Source organism: Bacillus badius NBRC 15713 (assembly GCF_001591605.1).
GTDB lineage: Bacteria > Bacillota > Bacilli > Bacillales > Domibacillaceae > Pseudobacillus > Pseudobacillus badius.
In genome coordinates this window covers 48,061-70,707 of record NZ_BCVF01000018.1, presented here as the reverse complement: position 1 = coordinate 70,707, position 22,647 = coordinate 48,061, and the positions used below count along the sequence as shown (strand labels likewise).

General features: G+C 42.6%; 22 protein-coding genes and 1 pseudogene. 9 read left to right on the top strand and 14 right to left on the bottom strand.

Annotated elements, in window-relative coordinates; genetic code table 11:
• Positions 1-34: 34 nt before the first annotated feature.
• Positions 35-466 (bottom strand): spore coat protein, encoded by a 432-nt coding sequence (locus BBA02S_RS10820; RefSeq protein ID WP_041098488.1) that lies wholly within the window; start codon positions 464-466, stop codon positions 35-37.
• 943 nt (positions 467-1,409) lie between these two features.
• Complete coding sequence (locus BBA02S_RS10815; protein WP_170808518.1) at positions 1,410-2,180, bottom strand: class I SAM-dependent methyltransferase; 771 nt, start codon at positions 2,178-2,180, stop codon at positions 1,410-1,412.
• Between the two features lie 117 nt (positions 2,181-2,297).
• On the opposite strand from BBA02S_RS10815, the gene BBA02S_RS10810 reads away from it, so the two are divergent.
• Entirely contained in the window at positions 2,298-3,248 is a 951-nt protein-coding gene (locus BBA02S_RS10810) for a LysR family transcriptional regulator (protein ID WP_052477369.1), read from the top strand.
• Positions 3,249-3,395: 147 nt separating this feature from the next.
• Here BBA02S_RS10810 and BBA02S_RS10805 read toward each other — a convergent pair whose 3' ends face one another.
• Together BBA02S_RS10805 and BBA02S_RS10800 are read right to left on the bottom strand one after the other, a co-directional pair.
• Entirely contained in the window at positions 3,396-4,559 is a 1,164-nt protein-coding gene (locus tag BBA02S_RS10805) for an MFS transporter (RefSeq protein WP_041114227.1), read from the bottom strand.
• A 593-nt stretch (positions 4,560-5,152) separates the two neighbouring features.
• Positions 5,153-7,828 (bottom strand): YhgE/Pip domain-containing protein, encoded by a 2,676-nt coding sequence (locus BBA02S_RS10800; RefSeq protein ID WP_041114228.1) that lies wholly within the window; start codon positions 7,826-7,828, stop codon positions 5,153-5,155.
• A 441-nt stretch (positions 7,829-8,269) separates the two neighbouring features.
• Here BBA02S_RS10800 and BBA02S_RS10795 point away from each other — a divergent pair, with 441 nt between their 5' ends.
• Complete coding sequence (locus BBA02S_RS10795) at positions 8,270-8,506, top strand: hypothetical protein (protein ID WP_052475171.1); 237 nt, start codon at positions 8,270-8,272, stop codon at positions 8,504-8,506.
• Between the two features lie 64 nt (positions 8,507-8,570).
• Here BBA02S_RS10795 and BBA02S_RS10790 read toward each other — a convergent pair whose 3' ends face one another.
• Positions 8,571-9,896 carry a short-chain fatty acid transporter gene (locus BBA02S_RS10790; protein ID WP_041114229.1) on the bottom strand — a complete coding sequence of 442 codons (1,326 nt, stop codon included), beginning with the start codon at positions 9,894-9,896 and terminating at the stop codon, positions 8,571-8,573.
• Positions 9,897-10,249: 353 nt separating this feature from the next.
• Between BBA02S_RS10790 and BBA02S_RS10785 the strand changes: the two genes are divergently transcribed.
• The gene (locus BBA02S_RS10785; protein WP_052477370.1) at positions 10,250-10,708 is read left to right on the top strand and encodes a GNAT family N-acetyltransferase; all 459 of its coding nucleotides are present in this window, start codon (positions 10,250-10,252) and stop codon (positions 10,706-10,708) included.
• Positions 10,709-10,795: 87 nt separating this feature from the next.
• On the opposite strand, the pseudogene BBA02S_RS10780 reads toward BBA02S_RS10785, so the two are convergent.
• The 3 genes and pseudogenes from BBA02S_RS10780 to BBA02S_RS21315 all read right to left on the bottom strand — a co-directional run bounded on the left by BBA02S_RS10780 (position 10,796) and on the right by BBA02S_RS21315 (position 12,143).
• Positions 10,796-11,145: pseudogene (locus BBA02S_RS10780) on the bottom strand (DUF3147 family protein).
• On the bottom strand, positions 11,129-11,545 hold the full coding sequence (locus BBA02S_RS10775; RefSeq protein ID WP_041114230.1) for a MarR family winged helix-turn-helix transcriptional regulator: 417 nt from the start codon (positions 11,543-11,545) through the stop codon (positions 11,129-11,131). Before BBA02S_RS10775 ends, BBA02S_RS10780 begins: the two are co-directional and overlap by 17 nt.
• Before the next feature lie 274 nt (positions 11,546-11,819).
• Complete coding sequence (locus BBA02S_RS21315; protein ID WP_041114231.1) at positions 11,820-12,143, bottom strand: hypothetical protein; 324 nt, start codon at positions 12,141-12,143, stop codon at positions 11,820-11,822.
• Between the two features lie 731 nt (positions 12,144-12,874).
• Between BBA02S_RS21315 and BBA02S_RS10765 the strand changes: the two genes are divergently transcribed.
• The 3 genes from BBA02S_RS10765 to BBA02S_RS10755 are packed head-to-tail and all read left to right on the top strand — an operon-like array spanning position 12,875 to position 13,940.
• Positions 12,875-13,471 carry a TetR/AcrR family transcriptional regulator gene (locus BBA02S_RS10765; RefSeq protein WP_041114232.1) on the top strand — a complete coding sequence of 199 codons (597 nt, stop codon included), beginning with the start codon at positions 12,875-12,877 and terminating at the stop codon, positions 13,469-13,471.
• 3 nt (positions 13,472-13,474) lie between these two features.
• Positions 13,475-13,681, top strand: coding sequence for a hypothetical protein (locus tag BBA02S_RS10760; RefSeq protein WP_041114233.1), 207 nt, complete (start codon positions 13,475-13,477; stop codon positions 13,679-13,681).
• Positions 13,682-13,706: 25 nt separating this feature from the next.
• Positions 13,707-13,940 carry a hypothetical protein gene (locus BBA02S_RS10755; protein WP_041114234.1) on the top strand — a complete coding sequence of 78 codons (234 nt, stop codon included), beginning with the start codon at positions 13,707-13,709 and terminating at the stop codon, positions 13,938-13,940.
• Between the two features lie 172 nt (positions 13,941-14,112).
• Here the strand turns inward: BBA02S_RS10755 and BBA02S_RS10750 are convergent, their stop codons facing one another.
• Both BBA02S_RS10750 and BBA02S_RS10745 read right to left on the bottom strand, forming a co-directional pair.
• Positions 14,113-14,961, bottom strand: coding sequence for a PhzF family phenazine biosynthesis protein (locus BBA02S_RS10750; protein ID WP_041114235.1), 849 nt, complete (start codon positions 14,959-14,961; stop codon positions 14,113-14,115).
• A 288-nt stretch (positions 14,962-15,249) separates the two neighbouring features.
• A complete protein-coding gene (locus BBA02S_RS10745) occupies positions 15,250-15,540 on the bottom strand; it encodes a hypothetical protein (protein WP_041114236.1) in 291 nt (96 codons plus the stop codon).
• A 537-nt stretch (positions 15,541-16,077) separates the two neighbouring features.
• Between BBA02S_RS10745 and BBA02S_RS20650 the strand changes: the two genes are divergently transcribed.
• Complete coding sequence (locus BBA02S_RS20650; RefSeq protein WP_125474328.1) at positions 16,078-16,377, top strand: hypothetical protein; 300 nt, start codon at positions 16,078-16,080, stop codon at positions 16,375-16,377.
• A gap of 86 nt (positions 16,378-16,463) precedes the next feature.
• Here BBA02S_RS20650 and BBA02S_RS10735 read toward each other — a convergent pair whose 3' ends face one another.
• The 4 genes from BBA02S_RS10735 to BBA02S_RS10720 are packed head-to-tail and all read right to left on the bottom strand — an operon-like array spanning position 16,464 to position 19,997.
• A complete protein-coding gene (locus BBA02S_RS10735; RefSeq protein WP_041114238.1) occupies positions 16,464-17,903 on the bottom strand; it encodes a PH domain-containing protein in 1,440 nt (479 codons plus the stop codon).
• Between the two features lies 1 nt (position 17,904).
• A complete protein-coding gene (locus tag BBA02S_RS10730; protein WP_041114239.1) occupies positions 17,905-18,390 on the bottom strand; it encodes a PH domain-containing protein in 486 nt (161 codons plus the stop codon).
• Between the two features lie 12 nt (positions 18,391-18,402).
• Positions 18,403-19,308: an ABC transporter ATP-binding protein gene (locus BBA02S_RS10725; protein WP_041114240.1), complete on the bottom strand. Its 906-nt coding sequence runs from the start codon at positions 19,306-19,308 to the stop codon at positions 18,403-18,405.
• Entirely contained in the window at positions 19,308-19,997 is a 690-nt protein-coding gene (locus BBA02S_RS10720; RefSeq protein WP_041114241.1) for an ABC transporter permease, read from the bottom strand. The genes BBA02S_RS10725 and BBA02S_RS10720 overlap by 1 nt, the downstream gene beginning before the upstream one ends.
• 160 nt (positions 19,998-20,157) lie before the next feature.
• Here BBA02S_RS10720 and BBA02S_RS10715 point away from each other — a divergent pair, with 160 nt between their 5' ends.
• Complete coding sequence (locus tag BBA02S_RS10715; protein WP_041098455.1) at positions 20,158-20,856, top strand: response regulator transcription factor; 699 nt, start codon at positions 20,158-20,160, stop codon at positions 20,854-20,856.
• The gene (locus BBA02S_RS10710) at positions 20,856-22,604 is read left to right on the top strand and encodes a sensor histidine kinase (RefSeq protein ID WP_041114242.1); all 1,749 of its coding nucleotides are present in this window, start codon (positions 20,856-20,858) and stop codon (positions 22,602-22,604) included. The genes BBA02S_RS10715 and BBA02S_RS10710 overlap by 1 nt, the downstream gene beginning before the upstream one ends.
• Positions 22,605-22,647 lie beyond the last annotated feature (43 nt).

The window sequence follows — 22,647 nt, the reverse complement described above, 5'->3', positions numbered from 1 at the left end:
TTTTTCACCCCTTTTCCTCTCTTTTCATTTTTTATTAAAGAACATCTAGCTTGGCGACTAGCGCAACCAACACTTCCAGCAACGCCTGAACATTGACTGTCAAGTCGGTATCAGTAGTGACAATATTGACGTCTTTTGAGTTTTCGATAAAAATTTTCTGCCTGTTAGTTTGTTCGTCATTGAATTGCTGTAAAATATCTTGTACTACGGCTCTGCCACGATCGCTATCCCCAATGGTAATACTAATCACTAACGCAATGGCCAGTTGAAGTCCTACTTGAAGAGAAACTGCTGCTTGAGTATCTGTCGTCTGAACCGTAATGTTGCAAGACTCTCTAATCCAGATTAATTCGTCAGATTCTTGATCTACGAATGAAAACTGATCGCCATTCTGTGTAACTGTTGCCTCTTCATGAGTGCCCATGTTGTGATTGCGTTCATGACGATTGTAATGCTTTTTACCCAAATTACCCGCCTCCTTCCTTAAAAGATAGATAAGTTGAAAAATACTTTACAACCTGTCTACTATAAGTTATGAATTTAGAAATTAATGGTATAGTTGATTTAACTATCTTTAAAAACTTTATTGTTTGAAAGAAAGATATCTTTTCTTTGCCACCTCGTATGCTGCTTTATCTAACACAAAATACCCGCGATCCCATTGCATCGCGGGCATTTTTACTAGAATAGATGTCAGGTTCCCTTCAAGCTTAGATAGAATCCTTTGCATCTTTCGAATTCCTTATCAATCAGATAGCTAGGAACGGCGAATATAAAGAATGCTATAGCCCCGTATAGGAGAACAGAACCTGTTTCACTGTCTAATGATTGGTGCTATACAATTCTTAAGGTTTGAGTACAAGCAAGGGACGCTTAACCAAAAGATAAGAATGACACCGTTCTATATAATATGAATCTTGCTACATCGTTTCCCTCTTTTTTACAATCCGAACTGATTATGGTATTATATGGAATGTAAATTGTAAATACACGCTTAAATATGGCTGTATAATGTGAAAGATTTTTGGAAAGCTCCGCTATGCTTTATTTGCCGCGAACTTGATGGAGACTTACATTCGACTCACCCTTTATATAGCGGTATTAAAGGAAAACTGCGATGAAAATAATGAAAACTGTGCTGTTTCTATGCTTTTTATTAGTTTTTATTTGGATAACTTCATTAGTCCAAACAGATCCATCGACAAAACGCAAAACCTATACGCCGCTACTGTTAGCCCTTTGTTCAGTGGCGGTTTCCTCGTTTTGCCGACAGGACCTTTTACAGATGTCTTCGCTAAAAATGATTTTTATTTGAGCGTCTGCTTGATAGTTGACACTTGGGAGGACGCGACTTACACAATCAGCTTACAGGCTTCTTTAACAGCAGTTGTTTCTCTAGAACACTTTATTTACGTTTTCTTCACAGCCACAATTCTTATTCGTTTATAGTCAGCTGTCCATATTCCATCCTTGTATAAATCTGATTGGATTTTGTCTTTTATTTTTTCGTAAATGACCGTTTTTTCCTCTGTGGAAAACTCAGGGAAAAAGTCATCTGCAAAACTGTCTAACCAGTGGGTTAATCCTCTTTCTCCGTCCGCTAACGGAGTAGGTCTGTCAAAATGATAAGCATGCGATACTTTAAATCCGTGCTCTTCAAGTAACGAGCTGTATTCCCCGATACTTGGGAAATACCAAGGATTTCTTTCCGCAGCATCCAGTCCGTATTCTTGAGAGAGAACTTCCGTTATTCCCTGAACAACGGTTTGAACATTTCCTTTGCCGCCAAATTCGGCAACGAAGCGGCCGTTTGGACGCAACGCCAATTGGACAGATTCCACTACTTTGTCAGCCTGCTTCATCCAATGAAGAGCGGCATTGGAGAAAACGGCATCATACTGTTCAGTCGTTCTAAATGTTTCCCCGTTTTCCACCTGAAAAGGAATGTGCGGATATTTACTCTGCGCTTTCTCAATCATTTCCTTAGAATAATCTTTTCCGGTTACACGAGCACCTGACTTGGAAATCTCATATGTCAAGTCACCCGTTCCGCATCCCAAATCAAGTATGCTTTCGCCTGCTTGAGGCTGAAGCCATTCAACTGCTCCTCTGCCAAAACCAGATACAAACCCCAACTTATTATCATACAACTCTGCATCCCAACTATTTATCGAGCTCATTCAGACCAATCCCCCTCAAATGTGAAATATGATTATTTTCATCTTAATCTATACACATCTATTCGACTAAGATATATAATCTATTGAATTAATAGCTACAGGCTATGGAGGGATAGCATGGACATAAGACTGTTTGAATATGCATTGGAAATCTATAAAACCAAAAGCTTTACAAAGGCGGCGTCACACCTTCATATTGCACAGCCATCCTTAAGCAAACAAATTTCAAAATTGGAACAGGAGCTTGGTGTACGTTTATTCGACCGAAAACCCGGTACAGTGGAAGCCACTTCTGATGGACTATGTTTTATTCAACAAGCGGAAAAGATTTTACAAATGAGGGAGGATTTAAGGAGGGAGCTGCTTGAAAGAAAAGAAGGAATAAGGGGCGAATTGAAGATTGGCTCCACCGCTATTACCGGCGGGCATCTGTTGCCTCCGCTTTTTAAAATTTACAAAGAACATTATCCGGAGGTTTCGATTCAGCTGATTGAAGAATCAACAGAGCAACTCATTGATTTGACAGCGAAAGGGTTAATAGATCTATCTATCCTGTCGCTTCCGATCGAAGATGCCCGTCTACATACAAAAGCAATGCTTACTGAGCCGCTTTATCTCGTCTTGCCAAAAGAGGAAAAACCATGGATGTCTGAAAAAGTAAAACAGGTCATCCACTCCCCCGAACAACTGGAACAGACTACCTTGTCGATTGAACATGTGGCGGATTGTCCATTTATCTTATTAAAAAAAGGATATGGTTTTCGCCATACTGTATTAGAACTATGCGCAAGAGGGCGCTTTAAGCCGCTGGTCGCTTATGAAACCAGCAATATCGAAACCGCTCAATCCTTTGTGAAGCACGGTCTTGGTGTCACGATCGTTCCTGAAATGGTCATTCACCAGAGCCCTCAGCAGCAGGCGTTCTCTTATATTCAATTAACGTCTCATCCTACCCGCACCTTGGTATTTACATACAGTAAAGAGCGCTATCTTGGCATGAAAGCAAAAGCGCTGATGGACATATATGAAAAACATCATCAATCTTCTATATCATTCACTGAACACTGAAAGGAAGCTCCAATAAAGAGCTCCTTCTTTTTTATATGATCCCTCAAAGAAATCGGTCTTTTGCTGAAATTTTTCGTCTAAACGGGACGGCTCCAGTTTGTATGCAATGCTTGCCAATGTGCAGCAAATAGTATGCTTTTTGCTAAATCAAGGTTTTTGAGCTGCTGGCTCTTTCCAAGCGAGTGTTATCCCAATTCCCGCTGCTAATAAAATCGTTGCAAAATAAAACGGATAGTTTAAATCAATATCAAATAAAATCCCGCCAACAATCGGGCCAATTACGTTGCCGATGCTTGTAAACATGGAGTTCATGCCTCCAACAAACCCTTGTTCATTGCCGGCAATTCTGGATAAATACGTGGTTACAGCCGGCCGCATTAAATCAAACCCGATGAATACGGTTATGGTAACAAGTAAAATGGTAAAATACGAGTTCACAATAGTAACTAAAAACACTAGCACTGTCGAAAGGATAAGACTATAACGAATTAAGCGAATTTCACCAAACCATTTCGTAAAGCGCTCAAATAATACAACTTGAGCAATCGCTCCTAAAATGGCTCCTCCTGTAATCATGATAGCAATATCCTTTGGGGTAAAACCAAATTTATGGTCGACGAATAAAGCGAATAGCGACTCAAAAGCTGCTAAGCCAAGCGATGAAATCAATATCACCATAAATGATATAAAATACATAGGGATAAGAACGCGCTTGATCCCCTTTTTCTCAACGGTTATTTCTTTGTATTCAGGATTTCGTTCTGGCTCACGAAGTGCAAGGATAGATAAGATGGCTGCAACTAATGCGAGAATAGCCGCAAAGAAGAACGGCAAACGAGTACCGATCTCTGCTAAAAACCCGCCAATACCTGGTCCGATGATAAAGCCTGTGGAAATGGCTGCTGACATATAGCCAAGTGCTTTTGGCCTTGTCTTAACAGTCGTAGTGTCGGCAATAAAGGCTGTTACGGCCGGCATGATGAATGCTGCACTGACACCTCCAAGCATGCGCGAAATAAACAGAGCTTCAGCTGTTTTACCGATTCCAAACAAAAACTCTGAAAGACTAAAGATCATTAGTCCAATAACGATCATTCGTTTGCGTCCAAACCGGTCTACCCAACGACCGGCAACCGGTGAGATAATTAACTGTGTGGTAGCAAAAGCAGCAACCATATAGCCAACAACCGATCCAGACAAATTTAACTCATTCATAATTTTGGGGGTTACCGGAATCACAAGCCCAATTCCCAAAAAAGCAATGAATAGATTTATCAATAATATAGCGAGCGTTATATTTGGTTTTTGCATATAATTTACTCCTTTTCAACTTCCCTCCTACTATAACCTAAATCCTTCTTCCCAGGGAAATTTTTGAATCCAAAAACCCCTGTATATAGGTGCTTTTGACAGATTTTCAACATCAACCCCCTCTTCCATTTTCAAGCTGCTTGTTCAACTGATTAAACATTCATATGAGCTGCGCTGTTCTGCCCCTTGCATTCGATAAAAATGAAACAACCTTGTTATTCATTCACCAGACGGCCGATGCCGCACGATAGAAATTAAATAATTTTGTCATCCAACTAACTCTTCATTATCCCAATCATTCAGATTGAAATCCAAGTTCTATGTGCTTCGTCTATCGAATCATCAGTAATTTGTTCACAACGATGAGTCTCCATCAGTTTTAGTGTGCCTTCCTCATCCTCAGGCATGTGCAATTTGGAGAATCAACTCTGCTCTTAGTTTTTCCTGAAGAAGCGGATGCATCACTTGCTCTCGCTCAGATTATATCAACGGTTTCATAACACTCCAGATGCCGCCTTCTCCCCTTCTGGTCCTAATTAAAAAAGCATCCGAAAAGCGGGCAAAGGTCCGCTTTTCGGATGCTGGATGGAAAATCAAGAAAGTATGTTTGTTTTCTCGGCGTTTTCTGCCAGTTTTTTGGTGATCCCGCTTAACGGCTTCTTCAGTGCCAGCGCGAATAAAATCGTCAGAATGAAGAAGAACAGCAGGGCCAATAAATCTTTTCTGATAACCTCCGGCAGCATGCCCCCAACGGCCTCCCGCAACAGGCTGACCGCATACGTAAATGGAACAAACGGGTTAATTTTTTGGAAAAATTCCGGTGTCAGACTTACCGGGAAGGTTCCGCCCGAGCTGGAAAATTGGAGAACGAGAAAGATAATAGCCAGCCCTTTCCCAATGTTTCCGAAAACAGAAACGAGCGTATACGTAATCGTCACGAATATAATGCTTGTGATGACCGCAAAGACGACAAACCAGAATTTCTCCACGATATAAGCATGGAGCAGAAAGACGTCGCCCAGGCTGACGATCAGCCCCTGGAACATGCCAATTGTCAAAAACGTCAGCAGCCTTCCAAAGTACACCTGGTAGATCGTATACTGATTTTCCGGGTCCACCACATCTGTCCGGAACAAGGAAATCAGCAGCATCGCCCCGACCCATAAAGACAGCGTTGTATAGAATGGCGACATCGCTGATCCATAATTTGGAACAGGGAATAGCTTTTCTTCTTTTAACTTAATCGGCTTGCTTAAAAAGTCGCTTTCTCTCTTTACGTCATTTTTTAGCAGCTCAATAATGTCGCCTAAGTTTCTTTCGCCTTCAAACTTTCGAATTTTATCGGCTGCGTCTTTAATCGAGCTTTCCATTTCAGGCAAATCCGTCCGGATCAGTTCTGCCGCCTGATGAACGGATTTTTGCATTTCAGGCAGCTTCGTTTGAACTAAACGAGATACCTTCCGCACTTCCTTCTCTGCGGCTGGCAGATCATTTCGCACAAAATCCGCCGCTTTATGCACTTTCTTCTCCACAGATGGCAGATCATTCTTCACAAATACAGCCGCTTCATTCACAGATGTTGTGAAATCATCCATTTTGCCTGATATAGCTGTAGCCGCCTCATGAATTTCCTTCTGAATGCCCGGCAGCCGCTTTTTGATTTTTTGTAATTCCTCCAGTCCAAATTGAACACTGGACTGAGCTTCCTTTAACACCTGCTGGATATCCGGCAGCTTCTCTTTGGCTGTTTGCAAGGCTTGAGAAGACGTCTTGGCCGCTGTTTTCAGCTTGCTTAGCGCCTGATTGACTCTTGGCACAATATCCGTGTCATAGATCGCCAAAATATCCCCTAACGTGCCGCTTGCGGACGTGGCCAGCTGATTCAGCTGGTCAACCAGTTCCTTTGCCGGCTGTTCGCCGTTTTTAATCGCTTTCTCTATCTTGTTCAGCACTTCTATTTGCTGCTGGAAATTTTGCTTTACATTATTTAAGCGTTCAATCGTGCCGGTTAACGGACTTCCTTCCGCGTATTCATTCAGCTTCGTCAGCAGGCTCACCGTCCGGTCAATGATCGTCACCCCTGTTTGCAGGCGTTCCTTAGTAAATTCTGCAGAATTAACCACCTTTTGAGGATCAAAATCCTCCGCTTGGATCGCCTCTGTCAGTTGAACAGCGGAATCAGCTATTTGCTGCATGAGTGTTAAGTTTTGCTTAATGACCGGCGCAACTGTCTCAAACGCCCCATCGTTTTTCTGCAGGAAGTCATTGAGTTCATTGGCAAACGCACTTCCCCCTTCCGCAATCTTCGCTACCTTAGGCAGCTCCTGCTGGGCGGCCGCCACAATTTTGTTGGCCTTCTGTGCGTCTTCAATGCCTTTATCCACCGCTTGCTCAATCCGATAAAAGTTTTTATCGATTTCCACTACTTTGTCGGCTGCCCGCTCGATCGTAGGCAGCTTCTTTTGAATGACCAAAATTTCGTTTCCTACCTCCCTCAATTTCGGGAGGTTCTCTTCTACTTTTAAAACACTATTGCCAACTTCATTGATTTTTGGCAGTTCCTTCTCCAGCTCGACAATTTTTTGGCTTTTTTCTTTAAGCTCCGGCATCTTTTCATCAAGAGCAATGATTTTGTTGCCCATTGCCTTTAACTGCGGCAGCTGCTTTTCTAACGCAAACACTTTGCTCTCGATATTGCGGATTGTCGGCAGCTCTCTTTCCAGCTCAATTCCGGCCTTGTTGAACTCAGTTAACACCGCCTGATCCACTTCCTTGGTGAAGTTCTCGCTTACTTCCTCAACGATGCTCGCTGCACCCTTTCCAGTGATTTTCGGCGCTACCGCATTGAGCTTTTCATTCACGGTGTACAGGATCTCTGCCCGTTCCGGATTTTTGGACAGCACACTGGCCATTTTGCTGGAAAAGTCTTCAGGAATTAATAAGCTGGCATAGTAGTCTCCTTGCTTGACGCCGCGCTCTGCCTCTTCCTGAGAAACAAACGTCCAGCCCAGCTTTTTATTTTTCTTTAAATTCTCCTCTACTTCTTTTCCGACATTTAATTGCTTGCCCCTGACTTCTCCGCCTTTATCCAAATTGGTTACGGCGATTTTCAGTCCCGAGGTATCTTGATAAGGATCCCACATCGCTTTAATATTCACCCAAGCATAAACAGATGGCAAAAACATAATGGCTATGGTGAGCAGAATCCCAGTTGGTACACTGAAAATTCTTTTCCAGTCATCCTTATAAATTTGAAAAACCTTTTTCATTCCTCTCACCCGACTTTTAACAATTTTCATTAGCACGAGATAATCATTATTTTGGATATAAACGTGCAATCTATCCTTTGATCTTTTGTGCCTTCCCTAAATTTAACAAACTTTCTCATTTCTATGAAAGCATTTGACCTTACAAACTATAGAGGAAAAAACTTGTGGATTCAACAAGTTCATTATGGAATTTAGATAAATAGACAAAATCAACCATACCGTCCATTGATCTCCTCCAAATGAGGAGGCAGGCTTATTCTCATTTACCCTCGATATCCTGGAGTCATACTCATTAGAGACACCTATCTTTAACCATTTAGCCAACAGGCACAGGCTGCCGAGATCACTGAATATAGAAAAAGCCGATCTAAGGAGCTGTTTGAGCATTGAAAAATATGGTAAACTACTAGTCATCTATCCGCTAAAAAGGGGGAAATGGCGATGAAAAACTATTTACTGTTCACGGGCATCTTTGTGCTGGCATATGTCCTGCTGCAAATCGGCTCCGGCTTCGTGCTCACAGCGTTCTATACTCCGGATTTGACCGCTCCTTCCGTGCCGCTATCATCTGACACTGAATTTGGCGCGGCCGACGCGATTTCGCCGCTGATCATTTCCGTGCTTTCTCTGGGTGCGGCTTTCTTAAGCATGAAATGTTTGAAGCAGAAGCTGGATTAACAAAGGAAGAAGAGCTCCCCGATGTGAGGGGAGCTCTTCTTCCTTTGTTCACTTGACTCGGTATTTATAAGAGAAGGAAACCTAAAGAAATGACCGCGCCGCTCACAAATAAAATAATCAGGCAAAATCCCATAATATCTTTTGCCTTCAACCCGGCAATTGCCAATGCCGGCAATGCCCAAAACGGCTGAATCATATTCGTCCAAGCATCTCCCCAAGCGACCGCCATGGCTGTTTTTGCCATGGATACGTCCATGCTTTGCGCGGCCTCCAGCATAACGGGCGCCTGAACGGCCCACTGTCCGCCTCCTGACGGAACGAAAAAGTTGACGAGACCGGCACTCCAAAAGACAAGAACGTGAAAGGTGCTCTCGGTTGAGATGGAAACGAAAGCCTCAGATAATGCCGTCGCTAATCCTGAGGAAACCATGATTCCCATTAAGCCTGCATAAAACGGAAACTGAATAATAATCCCGCTTGATCCTTTAACCGCGTTTCCTACCGCTTCCAAAAAACGCCTCGGTGTGCCATGCAGTAAAATCCCTAAAAATAAGAAGATAAAATTAACAATATCTAAATTAAGATTCCAGCCGTTCTCTCTCACATATAACGCCAAGAAGCACAGTCCTAACGCCCCTGTCACCATAGAGAGAAGACGGCTGTTTTCCAAGCGGTCAGCCGGCGTTAACACATCGGCCTCAACGGCCGCGGCCTGCAGCGAATTCGCGTCCTCCAGCAAGGAACGGTCGATGGTGATTGTTTGATCCTTTGCCGGCATCATCAGACGGTTCATCAAGGGAATGATGACAAACAGCGCAGCAACGATAACTAAATTGTAAGCAGAAAAAATCGTTTCACTTGTCGGCACAATGCCGATGAGGTTTTCTGAGAAGTGTTCGGGTGTCGCGATCGTCAGCGGCACGGAACCGGATAAACCGCCATGCCATACAAGAAAGCCGCTGTATGCGCTGGCAATCAGCAGCCGATAATCCACCCCATCGACTTTATTTGCTAGCTCCCTAGCAAATAAAGCGCCAATGACAAGGCCAAACCCCCAATTGATCCAGCAGGCCAGCAGCGAAACAATGGAAACAAGAACAATCGCCTGCCCCGGGGTTTTTGGAATTGAAGCGAGGCTTCCCAACCCTTTTTTAAAGATCGGGCTGCTTGCCAGTGTATGGCCGGTCACAAGAACAAGAACCATTTGCATCGTAAACGCCAATAGGCTCCAAAACCCCCCGCCCCAATACTCCACGACTTGAATAGGCGTACTGTCCGTCAAAACGAGCGATAGGCCAGCAACAAAAAAGGTAAGGATGATAACAAATAAAAATGGGTCCGGCAAATACCTTTGCATCAACCGGTTAGATAATGAGATCAGTATCTTCAATCTGTTTTCTCCTCTCTCTTGCACGTGTTCCACATTAGTAAGTTTTATCTATTCATTCCATTTTTTGCTGTTATCTCCTCTTTCTTTTCATAGACAGATATTGACAAAATGATACAATCAACGCCCATGTCCTAGTTCCAATCGGTGTGGCCATTTTTTCTTGTTCGTTTGAAAAAGTGTATCTTTTTACCATTTTTGATAAAATGGTGTTACTGCACTGATAGATCCCATCTCATGAGATGGGAGGCAACATGCTATTGTTTATCTTTTTTTACTAGCCTGCTTTGCCTCCTGTTGTTTCTGATGAGGTGCGGGAACGATCCCCTGTTTATTACAAGAAAGGAGCGTACTTGATGGATATAAAGCGAATTCAATCAATCAATGCCCTCTCCCAATATCAAGACCAGATTTTAACATTATGGAACGAAAATGCTTTGGAAATGGCAGATGTAGCGCTGGAAGCAGACGAACAAGCTAATATTGCTAAACAGCTGCAGCAAATGGCCGATTCCCGCTATGGAGCCCTCTTTGTAGCCTTAAAGGAACAGCGTGTGGCTGGTTATGCTTTGGCAACTATTCAAAAAGATCTAGTTACAGACTCTCTGTATGGCCTATTTGATGAAATTTTCGTCACGAAGGCTTATCGCCGACAACACACGGCCAAGCAGTTAATCCGCGAAATACGCGCGTGGTTCCATACACAAGCAATACCTGTTGTCCATGTACATGTCGCCTTAGACAATGAACGGGCCAGAAAAATGTTTGAACATAATGGCTTCAGCCCGGAATTTATCCTTCTGTCAGAAGACTAAAGAGAGCTCCCGTCCAATAGAACGGGAGCTCTCAGACAAGAATGACACTGAATACCATTCCTGCAGGTCCGGCTGTAGCCTTGTTTGTTAACGCAAATGAAAGAATGAGCCGGAAAGCAGCCATTTTTGTAAAAACAGACACACTCCCCAGCCGCCGAGACCGAGAATCAGCGATCCTACAAACGGCAGGGACTGCTTTAAAGCCAGAGCGACAATCCCGATTAAAATCATTGTGCTGGGCAAACCATATAACACCCCAAAAAGAAACTGGCTTAGCTGGCTGGGTCTCTCCCCTGCACATATAACCAGAAAAGGCTGAGGAGACTGACTAGAGGCAGAGCCGCTATAATGCCGCCGTATTTAGGGGAAGCTTTCGCAATCATGGTTATGGCTCCAATAATAACAGCTGAAATCAGCGTCTTAACGAGAAAAGACATCTTTTGCTTCCTTTCTTAACAGCGAAAAGGCTTCTATAATCTTTTGCCGCTCTTCTGCGCTGACACGTTCTAAAATGGTTTGAAGCTTTTCCTCGTCAAGCTCGGTATTTCTCTTCAAAACATCTTCCCCCAGCCCGGTGAGCTTCACATACACAATCCGCTTGTCTTGAAGAGAACGTTCTTTTTTCAGGTATCCTTTTTGTATTAACCTTTTCACATGCTCAGATGCCGTGTGGTGGGTCACCTGTAATGCATCAGACAGGAATTGTATCGTGGCGTCTTTATTTTTCTTAACGGCTTGCATGCACCTGATATTTTGGTGAGTTAAAGACTCTTCGTGCTGGTAATGCAAATAATAATAAAGATCCGTCCATGCCTCGTTAATAAACTGTGCGTTCATCGCTTCACCTGCTTTTATATCGTATAATACGATATTTTATCAGACCGCCGGCAAATGAGCAATAAAACTCCTCGTCGCCGAGAACGCGGCAGACGAGGAGTTCTCTTTTTTTCATTCATTCTATTTGTCCTGGCGGAAGCTTTTCATTGACAGTCATTAGAAAATCCAGCAAATCACCATGGTCCGCACACATGATGCGGTCTCTTTATTTCACCCTTCCCAGCTCTCTATACTGTATAGGCCCTTTTCCCTAAAAGACACTGGAAACTGGCATCTACTCGAGGGTGATCTTTCCGGTATTCTTCGTTTCTTCTAGCAATGAAAAGACGCGCGAATAACAATCCTGGATAGTTTGCTTGTTTTTTTGATGAGCGTATAAGTCTGCGCCAAAATACTGGTCATTAAAATAACCAATTAAATAATCTCCAGACTGGGAACGATGCGCCTCTTCGTAAGAAAGCTCCTCATCGATGAATGCCAGGTACACTTTCTCAGAGTCGATGAATACAAACGGAACGGGAGAATCGAGATATACCTGAGCATATTTGGCCTCAGCTGCTTCCGGTAAATGCTTTTGATCTATAAAAACAGCATCCACCTGCTTTAACCGCTTTTCTGAAAGTTCATTGAAGCGTAAGGGAACAAATTCAATATGGTCTTCCCTGACAACTGGTGCTTTTCCAATTATACCAACCTTTAAGGGTTCACCGGAATAAAGCGGGGAATGGAAGCTATTTGCCTGACGGATGTGATCAGCTGTCGAGCTGCATGCCGATAAACCGACCGCGGCTATTAAGAGAAGAAAGAAACCCTGAAGGCCCGCTGCTGTCTAGTAATGGTTCTCACCTCTTTTTAAAATATAGAGTAATCCTACCATTTATTATTCTGTCTTATTTATTGATAGATCCTTTCTCAATAAATAGAAGGCCAAGACTCTTTCATTTTCTTCATTGAATCATTTGCCTCATAAAATAAAAATCATGAAACCTACTGTTCAGTCATTTTCTCTCAAATGATTTTAATTAAGCTTTTTGTTAAAAATGATACTCCACATTCGTCTTCAACGCCTTATGAACATTCTCCCAAATAGTTTTAGTTCTGATTTCCACCTTGACGGTCAGGGTCTCTAGCAGGTTTGACCAGCTCTCTTTATCAAAAATAAATCGAGAGGAAGGCTGTTTCTAAGATCTCTTTTCATGACCTTTAAACATTTCATCAGATAAAGCAGCTTGACATTTTCATGAATATAAAATAAATTATATTCATGAATAAATTTTAAAAAAATATTCATTAGTTTGGTGAATGATTCTTAATGAAAGGAGTAACTGAATGAAAAAGAACTTTACAGAAGAAGATATTCAACTGCTTAAAGAGAAGTTGCGGGAATCCTGTGCACATGGTTGGAAAACGAAAGGATACAAATTAACTAATATCGCTTTTCTTACTAAGGAAGTTGGCATATCCACTGGATCTTTTTACAGATTATATGAAACAAAAGAAGAACTTTTCCTAGAAGTACTATTGATGATTCAAGAACAATTGAAGGAACAGTGGAATTCCATTATGCAGACTAATCCAGGCATTGAAGGGTTCAAAATAGCCATGAGATGGCTTTTCGATGAATATGCCAACTATCCGAAGCTGTATAGCTTTAACAGCCCAGACTATCTATTATTTTTAAATAAGTTGCCGCAAGAGAAAATTGAAAGCTTCAGAGAAAATGATGAAAATTTTCTTCATCATGTTTTAGAGAATTCCCATTTAAAGCTGAAAATTCCAAAAGAAAAAGCATATGGAATCTTTAGTACATTATTATTTACGGCTACGATGGAAAAGAAATTTGCTTACAACAAGAAAGAAATATTCGGTTTTTTGCTTGATAGTTCGGTCTCTCAAATTTTTGAAGTGGATGAGAAGGGAGAATAACCAGTGGATAAACAATTATCAGATATCTTGTTTGTCAATTATTTGCAAAACACTTCCGCCGCAACCTTTAACTCTATCTCATTAGCTCTTGCGTTTGTCGTGTTTGTAGTTGGTTTATATTGCATTGAGAAAAAACACAAGTATGGGATGTATATTTTAGCTTCTAGTTCATTGTTGCTGATTAATCCAGCTATTAGTATTTTCTTATAAATTCATTCAAACGGGGGAAATAAAAATGATTAAACAATTAGATGCAGCATTGACAAAAGTAAATAAGTTAGCTGGAGTGAACATGACGATTCCAAAAGCAACGAAAGCTAAGCTGAAGCGCAGCAGATATTTTACAACTGCTATAGGAGCAGGAGGACTAACAGTAGGAATAATTGGTTCGTCTGCCCCTTTATTCGTTTTAGGAGCCATTAGTATGTTAAGTTCTATCGTAACCACCGTTGAAATAAAAAAGCTTTAGCCTCCCTTTAAACAATTAAACCAGGAGATGTCGATTAGCTATAAGAATATAAATGGCCTCCTCTTTCAAAGAGATGAACAGCCCCGTAAATGTTAGACACAAATTAACATTTACGGAGCTGTTTTCATGGATAAATTTGGTTAATCAACACGCGTGTAATGGTTTAAAGGTCTTATATATTTATTTTGCCCGATGCAAAAAAGGCAACATGCCCTTGAATCACAACTTCATTTTCTTCTGTCATCCAACCCTCGATTACGCTTGGCCGCCCAACAAACTTCCCTTGATAAAGTTGTATTTTTTCATTCACCGCTTTTTTATCATTATGTACTAGAGAAGCAATTAATGGTCCTGCTGCACTGCCGGTTGCGATATCTTCTACTGCCCCCTGATTATCAAAACTTCTGCATTCTAGGGCAGGTGTTTCATAAATATAAGCAAATTTCGCTCGCCATTTACCAATGAAGTCTTCAAAATCATGTCGTTTAATTTGTACGTCTTGAATGTGTCGACGAACAGGTATTAATAGGTATGGCAAGCCTGTTGAAACAACTTCTAGTGGATAGTTTCGATCTAAATCCTCTTCATTCAAACATAAGGCCTCACAAATCTCCAGGTAGTCTTTTTCTTCAATTGTATCTATAAATTGCGGATTTCCTTGATTCATCACGACACAGTGCGACCCGTCTTCTTTTGAAGAAACTAGATGAATACGTCTTCCCGATAAATCAAATGAAATTTCTTGCTTCTGTTGCTCTTTAAAAAAACGATGATGAATAACTGCACCAGCACCGATAACAGGATGACCCGCAAAAGGCAATTCTTCTTCTATCGTGAAAATCCTGCACGGAAAAACGCCCTTTTCTGTTTGCGGAAAAATAAAAATGGTCTCAAACTGTTTTAACTCTTGTGCAATCGACAACAGCACATCATCTGGCAGCATTTCTTCTGGGAATACAACAGTCAAACCATTCCCTTTTAATGGATCTTTAGAAAATACATCAACGTGTTCGTAATACATTATTTTTCACCTCATTTGCTACACTATAATATAGAAAGTTGATTATTGCCTTTTTTATTGGAATAAAAATAAGCAAAATCAACTTTCTATAAATCTACTACTCTCATATTTTTGAGGATAGTCTTTCATAAGACCAGAGCATACAAGCAGCTGCCATCCCTTCAAGATTTATAAAAAACATCAAATACTTTCTCATTTATTAATCAATCATTATGTTTTGCCGCATATTCAGCAATTTCCAACACTCCATTGCTATCATTTAAGTCATTCTCTTTTGTATCTGTAGGATCAAAACAATAAACTATTTTTTTTTAACAAAACAACATACGTAGCAGAACATAGAAAGAGAACTACGCCGACTGCAAGCGAAATACTTAAAAAGTTACGCGGCATAAATCCTATAGAGAAAATCAAAAACAATATAGATGCTACAAAAAAGCGATCTCCCCTTGTTTCATTATCTAACCGACTCCAATTTAAAAAGATAATAATATAAGCTAATGGTGCAAAACAAAAGGCAATTATCAAAAAAGGTGTTCTTTTTAAATACCAGGGAAATTCATTTTCAACATTTTTCACCAAATCACTCCTTACTATTATTTTAATATATACCATATATTCATTTCGAATATTATATAGTTATATCCTACAAATGGAAATTATTAAAAATAGAAGAGTGGGTGTAAGATGAAAAGAAGCCAAAAAACTCTTGCAGGGTTATTGTCAGGAGTACTATTAAGTACAACATTAATTAAGAAAAGCTTAAATCAATATAATTTTAGTTTCTTATTTAGCTATTTTAATTAAGATGATTATGCTTGGGAATATAAAACTAAATGAAACATTTGTTTATTACATGCATGATGAAAATCAATTATCTATCTAGCATGAGTCCAGAGCTTGATCGAATGGTTTATTTTCACTATCCTACAGGTTTATTATACAAAAAATGGTATAATCTGTTTGATGTATATGCAAATCATGGATAAAAAGGCGGATGGGTATGAACATCAAAAAATATGTATGGCCAGGGGTCTTTTTATTCTCCGGATAGGCATTCTCGGATATTTCTCCAGCATATCGATGTCGGGGGTCTCAGACATTAGGATGTGGAAAGTGACATTCAAACAAAATGTGAACGCTAGTGAGTCTGCCGGCTGGGTGGGCAAGCTGCAGCAAAGGGGGACGCAGAAGGTGGATGTTCAATCTGTGGTTCTGATGGAAAACGGAAAAGCGGTGATGAGGAAGGACAAGTTTTTTGAAGGAAGAGCTGAAGATAGATCGTGGACGGCTCTTCATCCTTTTTCAAGCGAGTTTTATTTAGGAGACGCGCCAAAGAAAGGCCGTGTTTATCAGGCAGCCGTTACCTGGAAAGAAAATGAAACGTCGTATACAGACACCTTCCGGCTTGATTGAACGAAAGCCTAAAGGGCGGCAGTGCCATGAAGCCGCCCCGGCCGCTGAACTGATGGGGGCATTCCTTTTCATAGGCTCCCCCTGTTTCAGCTATCAAATCCCTTTGGGCCTTGAACGTACCATCTGCGGCACGTTTCAGCAAATTCAGCCGGAAGGCCGCTGATTGACCTTACTCGCACTGGATTCAGCCGATGGGCAAATTCAACGGTCGCCATTCCCATTATTCGCTGCACAAGCCCTTGCTTTTTCTTCATTTCTACAATTTTACTGCGCTTGACAATGCATAGTGTGGTTGTGAGTACCCCTCGCTGCCATTGTATTTGATCGCCGGATAGGGCAAATCGCGTATGCCGATGGCCCAGAAAAGCGAAGCAGCTGGTACTGCCGAACACAGCGATTGCCAATAGCCACCAGGGAGCAGGCAAATGTTCTTTCAGCGCATACAACGCAATGGCCGCCCCGCCGCAGAACCAGCTTGACATCAGGAGTTTGATCCAGAGTGCTTTTTTAGGCAACGGGTGCATCCTCCCATGGAGTTCATAATGGGGAAGCAGCTCTGACACTAAATCCCAAGCGCGCTCGACAGGAAAAAACGGATATAACTCATGCACTTTGCGCTCATCCTCTCCATTCTCTCCGCTGACCGCTATGAGATTTATCTGCGCCAAGCCAAGCAGGCGCTTCACTAGGCTCTGCTTTACTTCAATCGTCTGCACGTTCCGCTTTTGAATCGATAATTGCGTCTCCTTCCATGCACCCTTTCTCACGTAAATTCGCTCTTGATCAGACGTGATTTGATCGCTGCTATACTGGACAAACGTATAGATCATTCCTCCAAGAGTCCCGCAAACGAGGAGTACGGCCGCACAGGCAATCAAATAAGCCGGCTGCTGCTGAACGAATAGCTCGATGCTTAGATGCCTCTTTTCTAATGGAAGGACGTCATCTATCTTGAAATAGATAGAAACAAAGAATGGAATAAATACTAAAAAGCGAAGGGATGTAAAAGACGCCTTTAACAATTCCCTTTTGTCGGCTTCAAAATGGACAGTGATATCCGGCTTTGTCCCTTTCTCCGCCTGCCATTCGCCGCTATTTCCTTCTGCATAAGCCTCCATTCGCCGGGCTTCCGCCTCAGATAGGACGTCAAATGCGGCAGCTGCCTCTTCTTCCCCTGTTCCGGTTTCAAAGCGAATGGCTGTCACTCCAAACAACCGGTGGAACCATGAACGGTGCCGCACCGTTTGTTGCACCTTCCTATATGGAATCGTTGTTATCGCATGATGCCATATCCCGCTTCGAAGCTGAAAAGCATGCTCATCCAGGCGATAAACCGCTGTCAGCCATTTATAGATGAGCTGGGCGATGCTGAAGGGAAGCGCGATATAAAAAACTATTCGGCCATAGTGAATAAAGGCAGAAGTTGAGTCTGCCTTGATCACACATAAAAACAGCCAGAAGAAGAAAGCGTTTCGCAGAACGCCTCCCAGCTTATACAGCATATAAAGCGGGTGCTGCCTTTTCATATTACTCATCATCCTTTACCTTCGCGTACACAGCAATAGCATTCCGCAATTGCTCTGCCCTTTCCTTTGGCAAGGCGGGAATAACATGCTCCCCGCCGATCGTCTGCACACTGACAGACATAAGATTATACTTTCTCATGAATATCCCTTGCTTTGTTGCTACAGATTGAATTTTCGTCATGGGCACAAGGACATCCACTTGCTGCAGCGCCCCATTTTTCATATGCAAGAACTCTTGATCCGCATCATAGCGCCAATTTTTATAGAGAAGAAACGGCTGAATGTACGACCAGATAATGCCGATTGCTACTAACGCCGCTATCGCTGCTATGAGCCAAAAAACCCACTCCTTCCAGCCAAACCGGATATACAGAACATAAATGATACCAACGATCATGCCCCCTATCAGGTTAGCAATGGTGTCACTCCATAGCCATACTTTGATCGCCTCCTTTGATATACGCTCCTTTGGTTCATGCACCTTCATGCCAGCCATCCCCTATTCCTCAAGAAAGATTTCTTCTAACGTCGGCTCATCGACCTCTACTCTGAGAATGTCGACCTTGCACTGGTTAAATGCTCGAATCACTTGTGCAATTTTTTCTTCGGCATCGATCGTTACGCGCGTAGACGTCTCTTGCGCTTCAACCTCTGTGCCAAAGCCTTCAAGCCAGTCATAAAGCATCGCTGTTTGCATCTTTGGAACCGGCAAATGCTTCAGGCTCACGGTTATCGTGGAGCGGCAGTGGGCGCGAAGCTGTTCCATCGTGCCGGCTTTCACAATTCTGCCTTCCTTCATAATCGCAATACGGTGGCAAAGCTTCTCTACCTCGTGCAAGTTATGAGAGGTCATAAAGATCGTTTTGCCTTGCTTATGAAGGTCTTGGATCAATTGCTGAATATGAAGAACAGACTCCGCATCGAGCCCGGATGTCGGCTCATCTAAAAAAAGCAGCTCCGGGTTATGGATCATGGCTGCGGCAATGCCCAGCTTTTTTTTCATCCCAAATGAAAATTTTCCGGCTTTTTTACGGGCATCTCCATCTAAACCTACTAATGCCAAAACTCTCAAGCACTGATTCGTTGACTTCTTTTTCCCGGATACCTCAGAAAAATACTGTAAATGTTCAAGAGCTGTCATTGAACTGTAAAGTGTGGAGTAATCCGGCATCACGCCAATTCTTTTCTTCACTTGATCGCTCAGTCCGCGGCAGCCAAGAATGGAAAACGAGCCGCCAGTAGGCCGGATAATACCAGTCAGTATATTAATAAAGGCGGATTTTCCCGCTCCGTTTCTCCCGAGAAAACCGAGAATCTCGCCTTGTTTGACTGTTAAATCCACTCCTTGAATAACGGCCGTCTCTCCATAAGATTTTCGCAAATTCTTCACTTCAATCGCATTCATTAACACTCTCTCCTTTTAAATAATTCATTTGCTGCGAGGAGCATGGCTGCCGAGCCGATGAAAACAACGAGAAATGTATAATCATCGCGGATTAAGTACGTATATGGGCTAAGAAACCGCAGCGCACTGTACCAGCTGTCCTGAAGAAACGCTGCCCAAAAGCCAAAGAACGGAAAAGCAATACCTGCCATCACACCAATAAACATGGAAAACGCCGGTTTTGGAATGATCACCGATAAAAGCACGGCCAGAGCCACTTGAAATGTAAACAAACTGATTGTTTGCGCAAGCAAGAATAGATTAAAGTGCTTAGAAAATACGATGGTGACAAGAAAAGCAGCCGTTACGCAGCTAAACCAAAACAGCCATACCCCCAAAAATTTCCCGGCAATGATCGAGGTTCTCGAGGTTCTTGTCACCAAAAAACGCATCGTGCGCTCATATATCTCCCTATTCATCACATCATGCGATAAAGCCATTACAAACAGCTGTCCGAACAGCAGCATGAAAAAAAGCAGCCCGGCGGTATGAGCATCCTTCGCCTCCTCGCTGGACAGCTCGGCTATGGCAATAATTACATCCGCAAATTTCGCTGCATAGTACGTAGTCAGCAGCAATAAGGCAATGATCAAGATGGATTTAATGCTTTTAAATAACTGAAAAAATTCTCTCTTAGCAATTGAATACATAAATTCTTCCTCCTGCGTGATCCTTTATTAGGTTTTATCATACTGCCTGTTTCTTACCATTGATGGAATATCACCTTAATTTTTGCTTAATTTTACAAATAGCAGCCTATGACAATGATAAAATAGCTATATCGCCTAACAAAGAATTGGAGAGAATACGATGCAAAGTGCACGACTGCTCATCGTGGATGATGAACAAGCTATTTTACATATGCTTACTATGATTTTAAATAAAGAAGGGTTTGCGGCGATTGATACCGCCACGACTGCCGAACAAGCATTGTCGCTGTGTCAATCGAGGGAATATGATTTAATTTTGCTCGATGTCATGCTGCCGAACCAGAGCGGCTTTGACATTTGCCCGTTCATCCGCGCCAGAACGGACGCACCGATTTTCTTTTTAACAGCCCGCTCGTCTGATTTGGATAAGCTGTCCGGGTTCGCGGTCGGGGCAGATGACTATATTACCAAGCCGTTTAACCCTCTTGAGGTAGTGGCCCGCATCAAGGCGCATCTTCGCAGACAGACGATCAAGCCGGCGGCAAAAACGATCTACCAATTCGGCACGCTTGCCGTCAATACGAATACAGGTGAGGTATCCGTTAACCAGCAGTTGACGGAACTGCCTGCCCAAGTATACCAGCTGCTCGTCTTCTTCTGTCAGCATCCAAATCAGCTGTTCAGCAAAAGCCAATTATATGAACAAGTTTGGGGAGAGCCTTGCCTGAACGAAGATAATACAGTAATGGTGCATATTCGCAAGCTCCGGGAAAAAATTGAGGACAATCCGAGCCAGCCGCAGCGGATTGTCACCGTGAGAGGGCTTGGCTATAAATTCGTACCGGCTGGTGAGGCCTAATGACCATTCACCGCCGCTTTATCATTCAATTTTTCACACAGCTGATATTGCTGTTTTTGCTGCTGGTTTTAACAAGCCTGATCGTGTTAATGATCATTGGATTCTATCTATCAAACGATGAAGCCAAAAACGATTTAACCGCGGCCGATTCCCTCTACCTAGGCAGCCATATGATAAAGAAAAACGGGAAACCAGCCTTTGACGCCGAATTAAAAAAAAGGGCGGATGAACAAAATGGCTGGCTGCTGGCCTTATCAAAGAAAGGAAAGGTATTAGCAGCCTATCATGCGCCCGAGTCCCTCGCCTCAGCTATACAAACGAAGGAAAGCACCGCTCTTCTTCTGGAAAAAGACGCTGCCTTGTCGCAGTTTAAAATATGGGAGCTTCATCCTATGGATACACAGCCGGTCATCTTGCTCTTCGGGAAAACCAATGCCGCACAGCTGTTATTGAAGCATTTAGCGGCTGACATCGACTGGGCGCATCAGCAATTGGACTTATCAACAGCCACACTTGAAGCACTGGACAAACAGAAGGCGCGGATACAGCTGATTGACGCAAACAAAAAAGTTCTCGATTCGGCCGGATCATTGCCAGAACGTTCTTCGCTTGAAACATTGAGCGATTTATCCGAAAACGAACAGTACTCCGTTGCCGTGTATAAACATGAGCCATCCGGCTTGACCGTAACGGTGGAAGCTGAGCATCACGTCCAGTCATCAGCGGGCAGCTCAATAGAGAAAAAGCTGAGCAGTCCCCTTTTAGTCATTCTCGTGCTTCTTTTCATTTTGCTGCTGGCCGTTAGCATTTGGTATGCCAACAAATTTGGCACTCCAGTCGTTGTGTTAATGAAATGGATCGAAAACCTCGGCAACGGGATTTATGAGCAGCCGCGTGATTTGCACGAACGGCCACTGCTTCTGACAAGAAAAGGGAAATTAAAAAGAAAGTTTCGCTTATATAAGGAACTGATTGACACACTAGAAGAGCTGACCCGTACGCTGCATGACAACGAACGCCAGCGGAAGAAGATGTCCCAAACACGCGAAGAATGGACGAGCGGATTATCCCATGATTTAAAAACCCCCCTCTCCTCCATTGCGGGCTACACGAACATGCTGCAGTCCGACCAATATGATTGGACGGAGGAAGAAAAAAAATCGTTCATTCAAACGATTAGCGAGAAATCAAACTATATGATGAAGTTAATTGAAGATTTGACCTTAACCTATCGTTTGCGAAATGATAGCTTGCCAATCGTCAAACAGCCGGTGGACCTTAATGAATTTATTCGCAGAACAGTTATCCACTATATTAATATGGCGGAATATGAGCCGTTCATTTTTCAATTTGAACCGTATCCGGAACAGCTACTCGCGCCGATTGATCCGAAATGGTTCCAGCGCGTGCTCGATAATCTCATCATGAATGCCCTTAAGTATAATCCGGCAGGCACCACCATTCAGCTATCTGTAACAATGATTGAACAAGAGCTCGTGATGATCACTATTAACGATGACGGAATTGGCATGGATCATGAAACACTCGATAAATTGTTCCAGCGTTACTATCGCGGTACAAACACGACCGATCCAAGTAGTGGCACCGGTCTTGGCATGGCCATTACCAAACAGCTGATTAAGCTGCACGGGGGCTCAATTAATGTAAAAAGCGCTCCAAGCGAAGGAACCTCGATCCGGATTTTACTTCCTGCCAAGGAAAAAGAAGAACAGCATTCGGCAGGTTAACCAAGTCCAGCCCCCTTCCTGTTCCATTCCAACATCAAAACAA

Bases quoted from the DNA above. Each gene is read 5' to 3' on its own strand.
- BBA02S_RS10755 (WP_041114234.1), top strand. From the start codon at position 13,707: ATGATTAAACAATTAGATGCAGCATTGACAAAAGTAAATAAGTTAGCT.
- BBA02S_RS10730 (WP_041114239.1), bottom strand. From the start codon at position 18,390: ATGAAGGTGCATGAACCAAAGGAGCGTATATCAAAGGAGGCGATCAAA.
- BBA02S_RS10810 (WP_052477369.1), top strand. From the start codon at position 2,298: ATGGACATAAGACTGTTTGAATATGCATTGGAAATCTATAAAACCAAA.
- BBA02S_RS10750 (WP_041114235.1), bottom strand. From the start codon at position 14,961: ATGTATTACGAACACGTTGATGTATTTTCTAAAGATCCATTAAAAGGG.
- BBA02S_RS10710 (WP_041114242.1), top strand. From the start codon at position 20,856: ATGACCATTCACCGCCGCTTTATCATTCAATTTTTCACACAGCTGATA.
- BBA02S_RS10720 (WP_041114241.1), bottom strand. From the start codon at position 19,997: ATGTATTCAATTGCTAAGAGAGAATTTTTTCAGTTATTTAAAAGCATT.
- BBA02S_RS10795 (WP_052475171.1), top strand. From the start codon at position 8,270: ATGAAAAACTATTTACTGTTCACGGGCATCTTTGTGCTGGCATATGTC.
- BBA02S_RS10725 (WP_041114240.1), bottom strand. From the start codon at position 19,308: ATGAATGCGATTGAAGTGAAGAATTTGCGAAAATCTTATGGAGAGACG.
- BBA02S_RS10735 (WP_041114238.1), bottom strand. From the start codon at position 17,903: ATGAAAAGGCAGCACCCGCTTTATATGCTGTATAAGCTGGGAGGCGTT.
- BBA02S_RS10815 (WP_170808518.1), bottom strand. From the start codon at position 2,180: ATGAGCTCGATAAATAGTTGGGATGCAGAGTTGTATGATAATAAGTTG.
- BBA02S_RS10805 (WP_041114227.1), bottom strand. From the start codon at position 4,559: ATGCAAAAACCAAATATAACGCTCGCTATATTATTGATAAATCTATTC.
- BBA02S_RS10800 (WP_041114228.1), bottom strand. From the start codon at position 7,828: ATGAAAAAGGTTTTTCAAATTTATAAGGATGACTGGAAAAGAATTTTC.
- BBA02S_RS10765 (WP_041114232.1), top strand. From the start codon at position 12,875: ATGAAAAAGAACTTTACAGAAGAAGATATTCAACTGCTTAAAGAGAAG.
- BBA02S_RS10775 (WP_041114230.1), bottom strand. From the start codon at position 11,545: ATGAACGCACAGTTTATTAACGAGGCATGGACGGATCTTTATTATTAT.
- BBA02S_RS10715 (WP_041098455.1), top strand. From the start codon at position 20,158: ATGCAAAGTGCACGACTGCTCATCGTGGATGATGAACAAGCTATTTTA.
- BBA02S_RS10785 (WP_052477370.1), top strand. From the start codon at position 10,250: ATGGATATAAAGCGAATTCAATCAATCAATGCCCTCTCCCAATATCAA.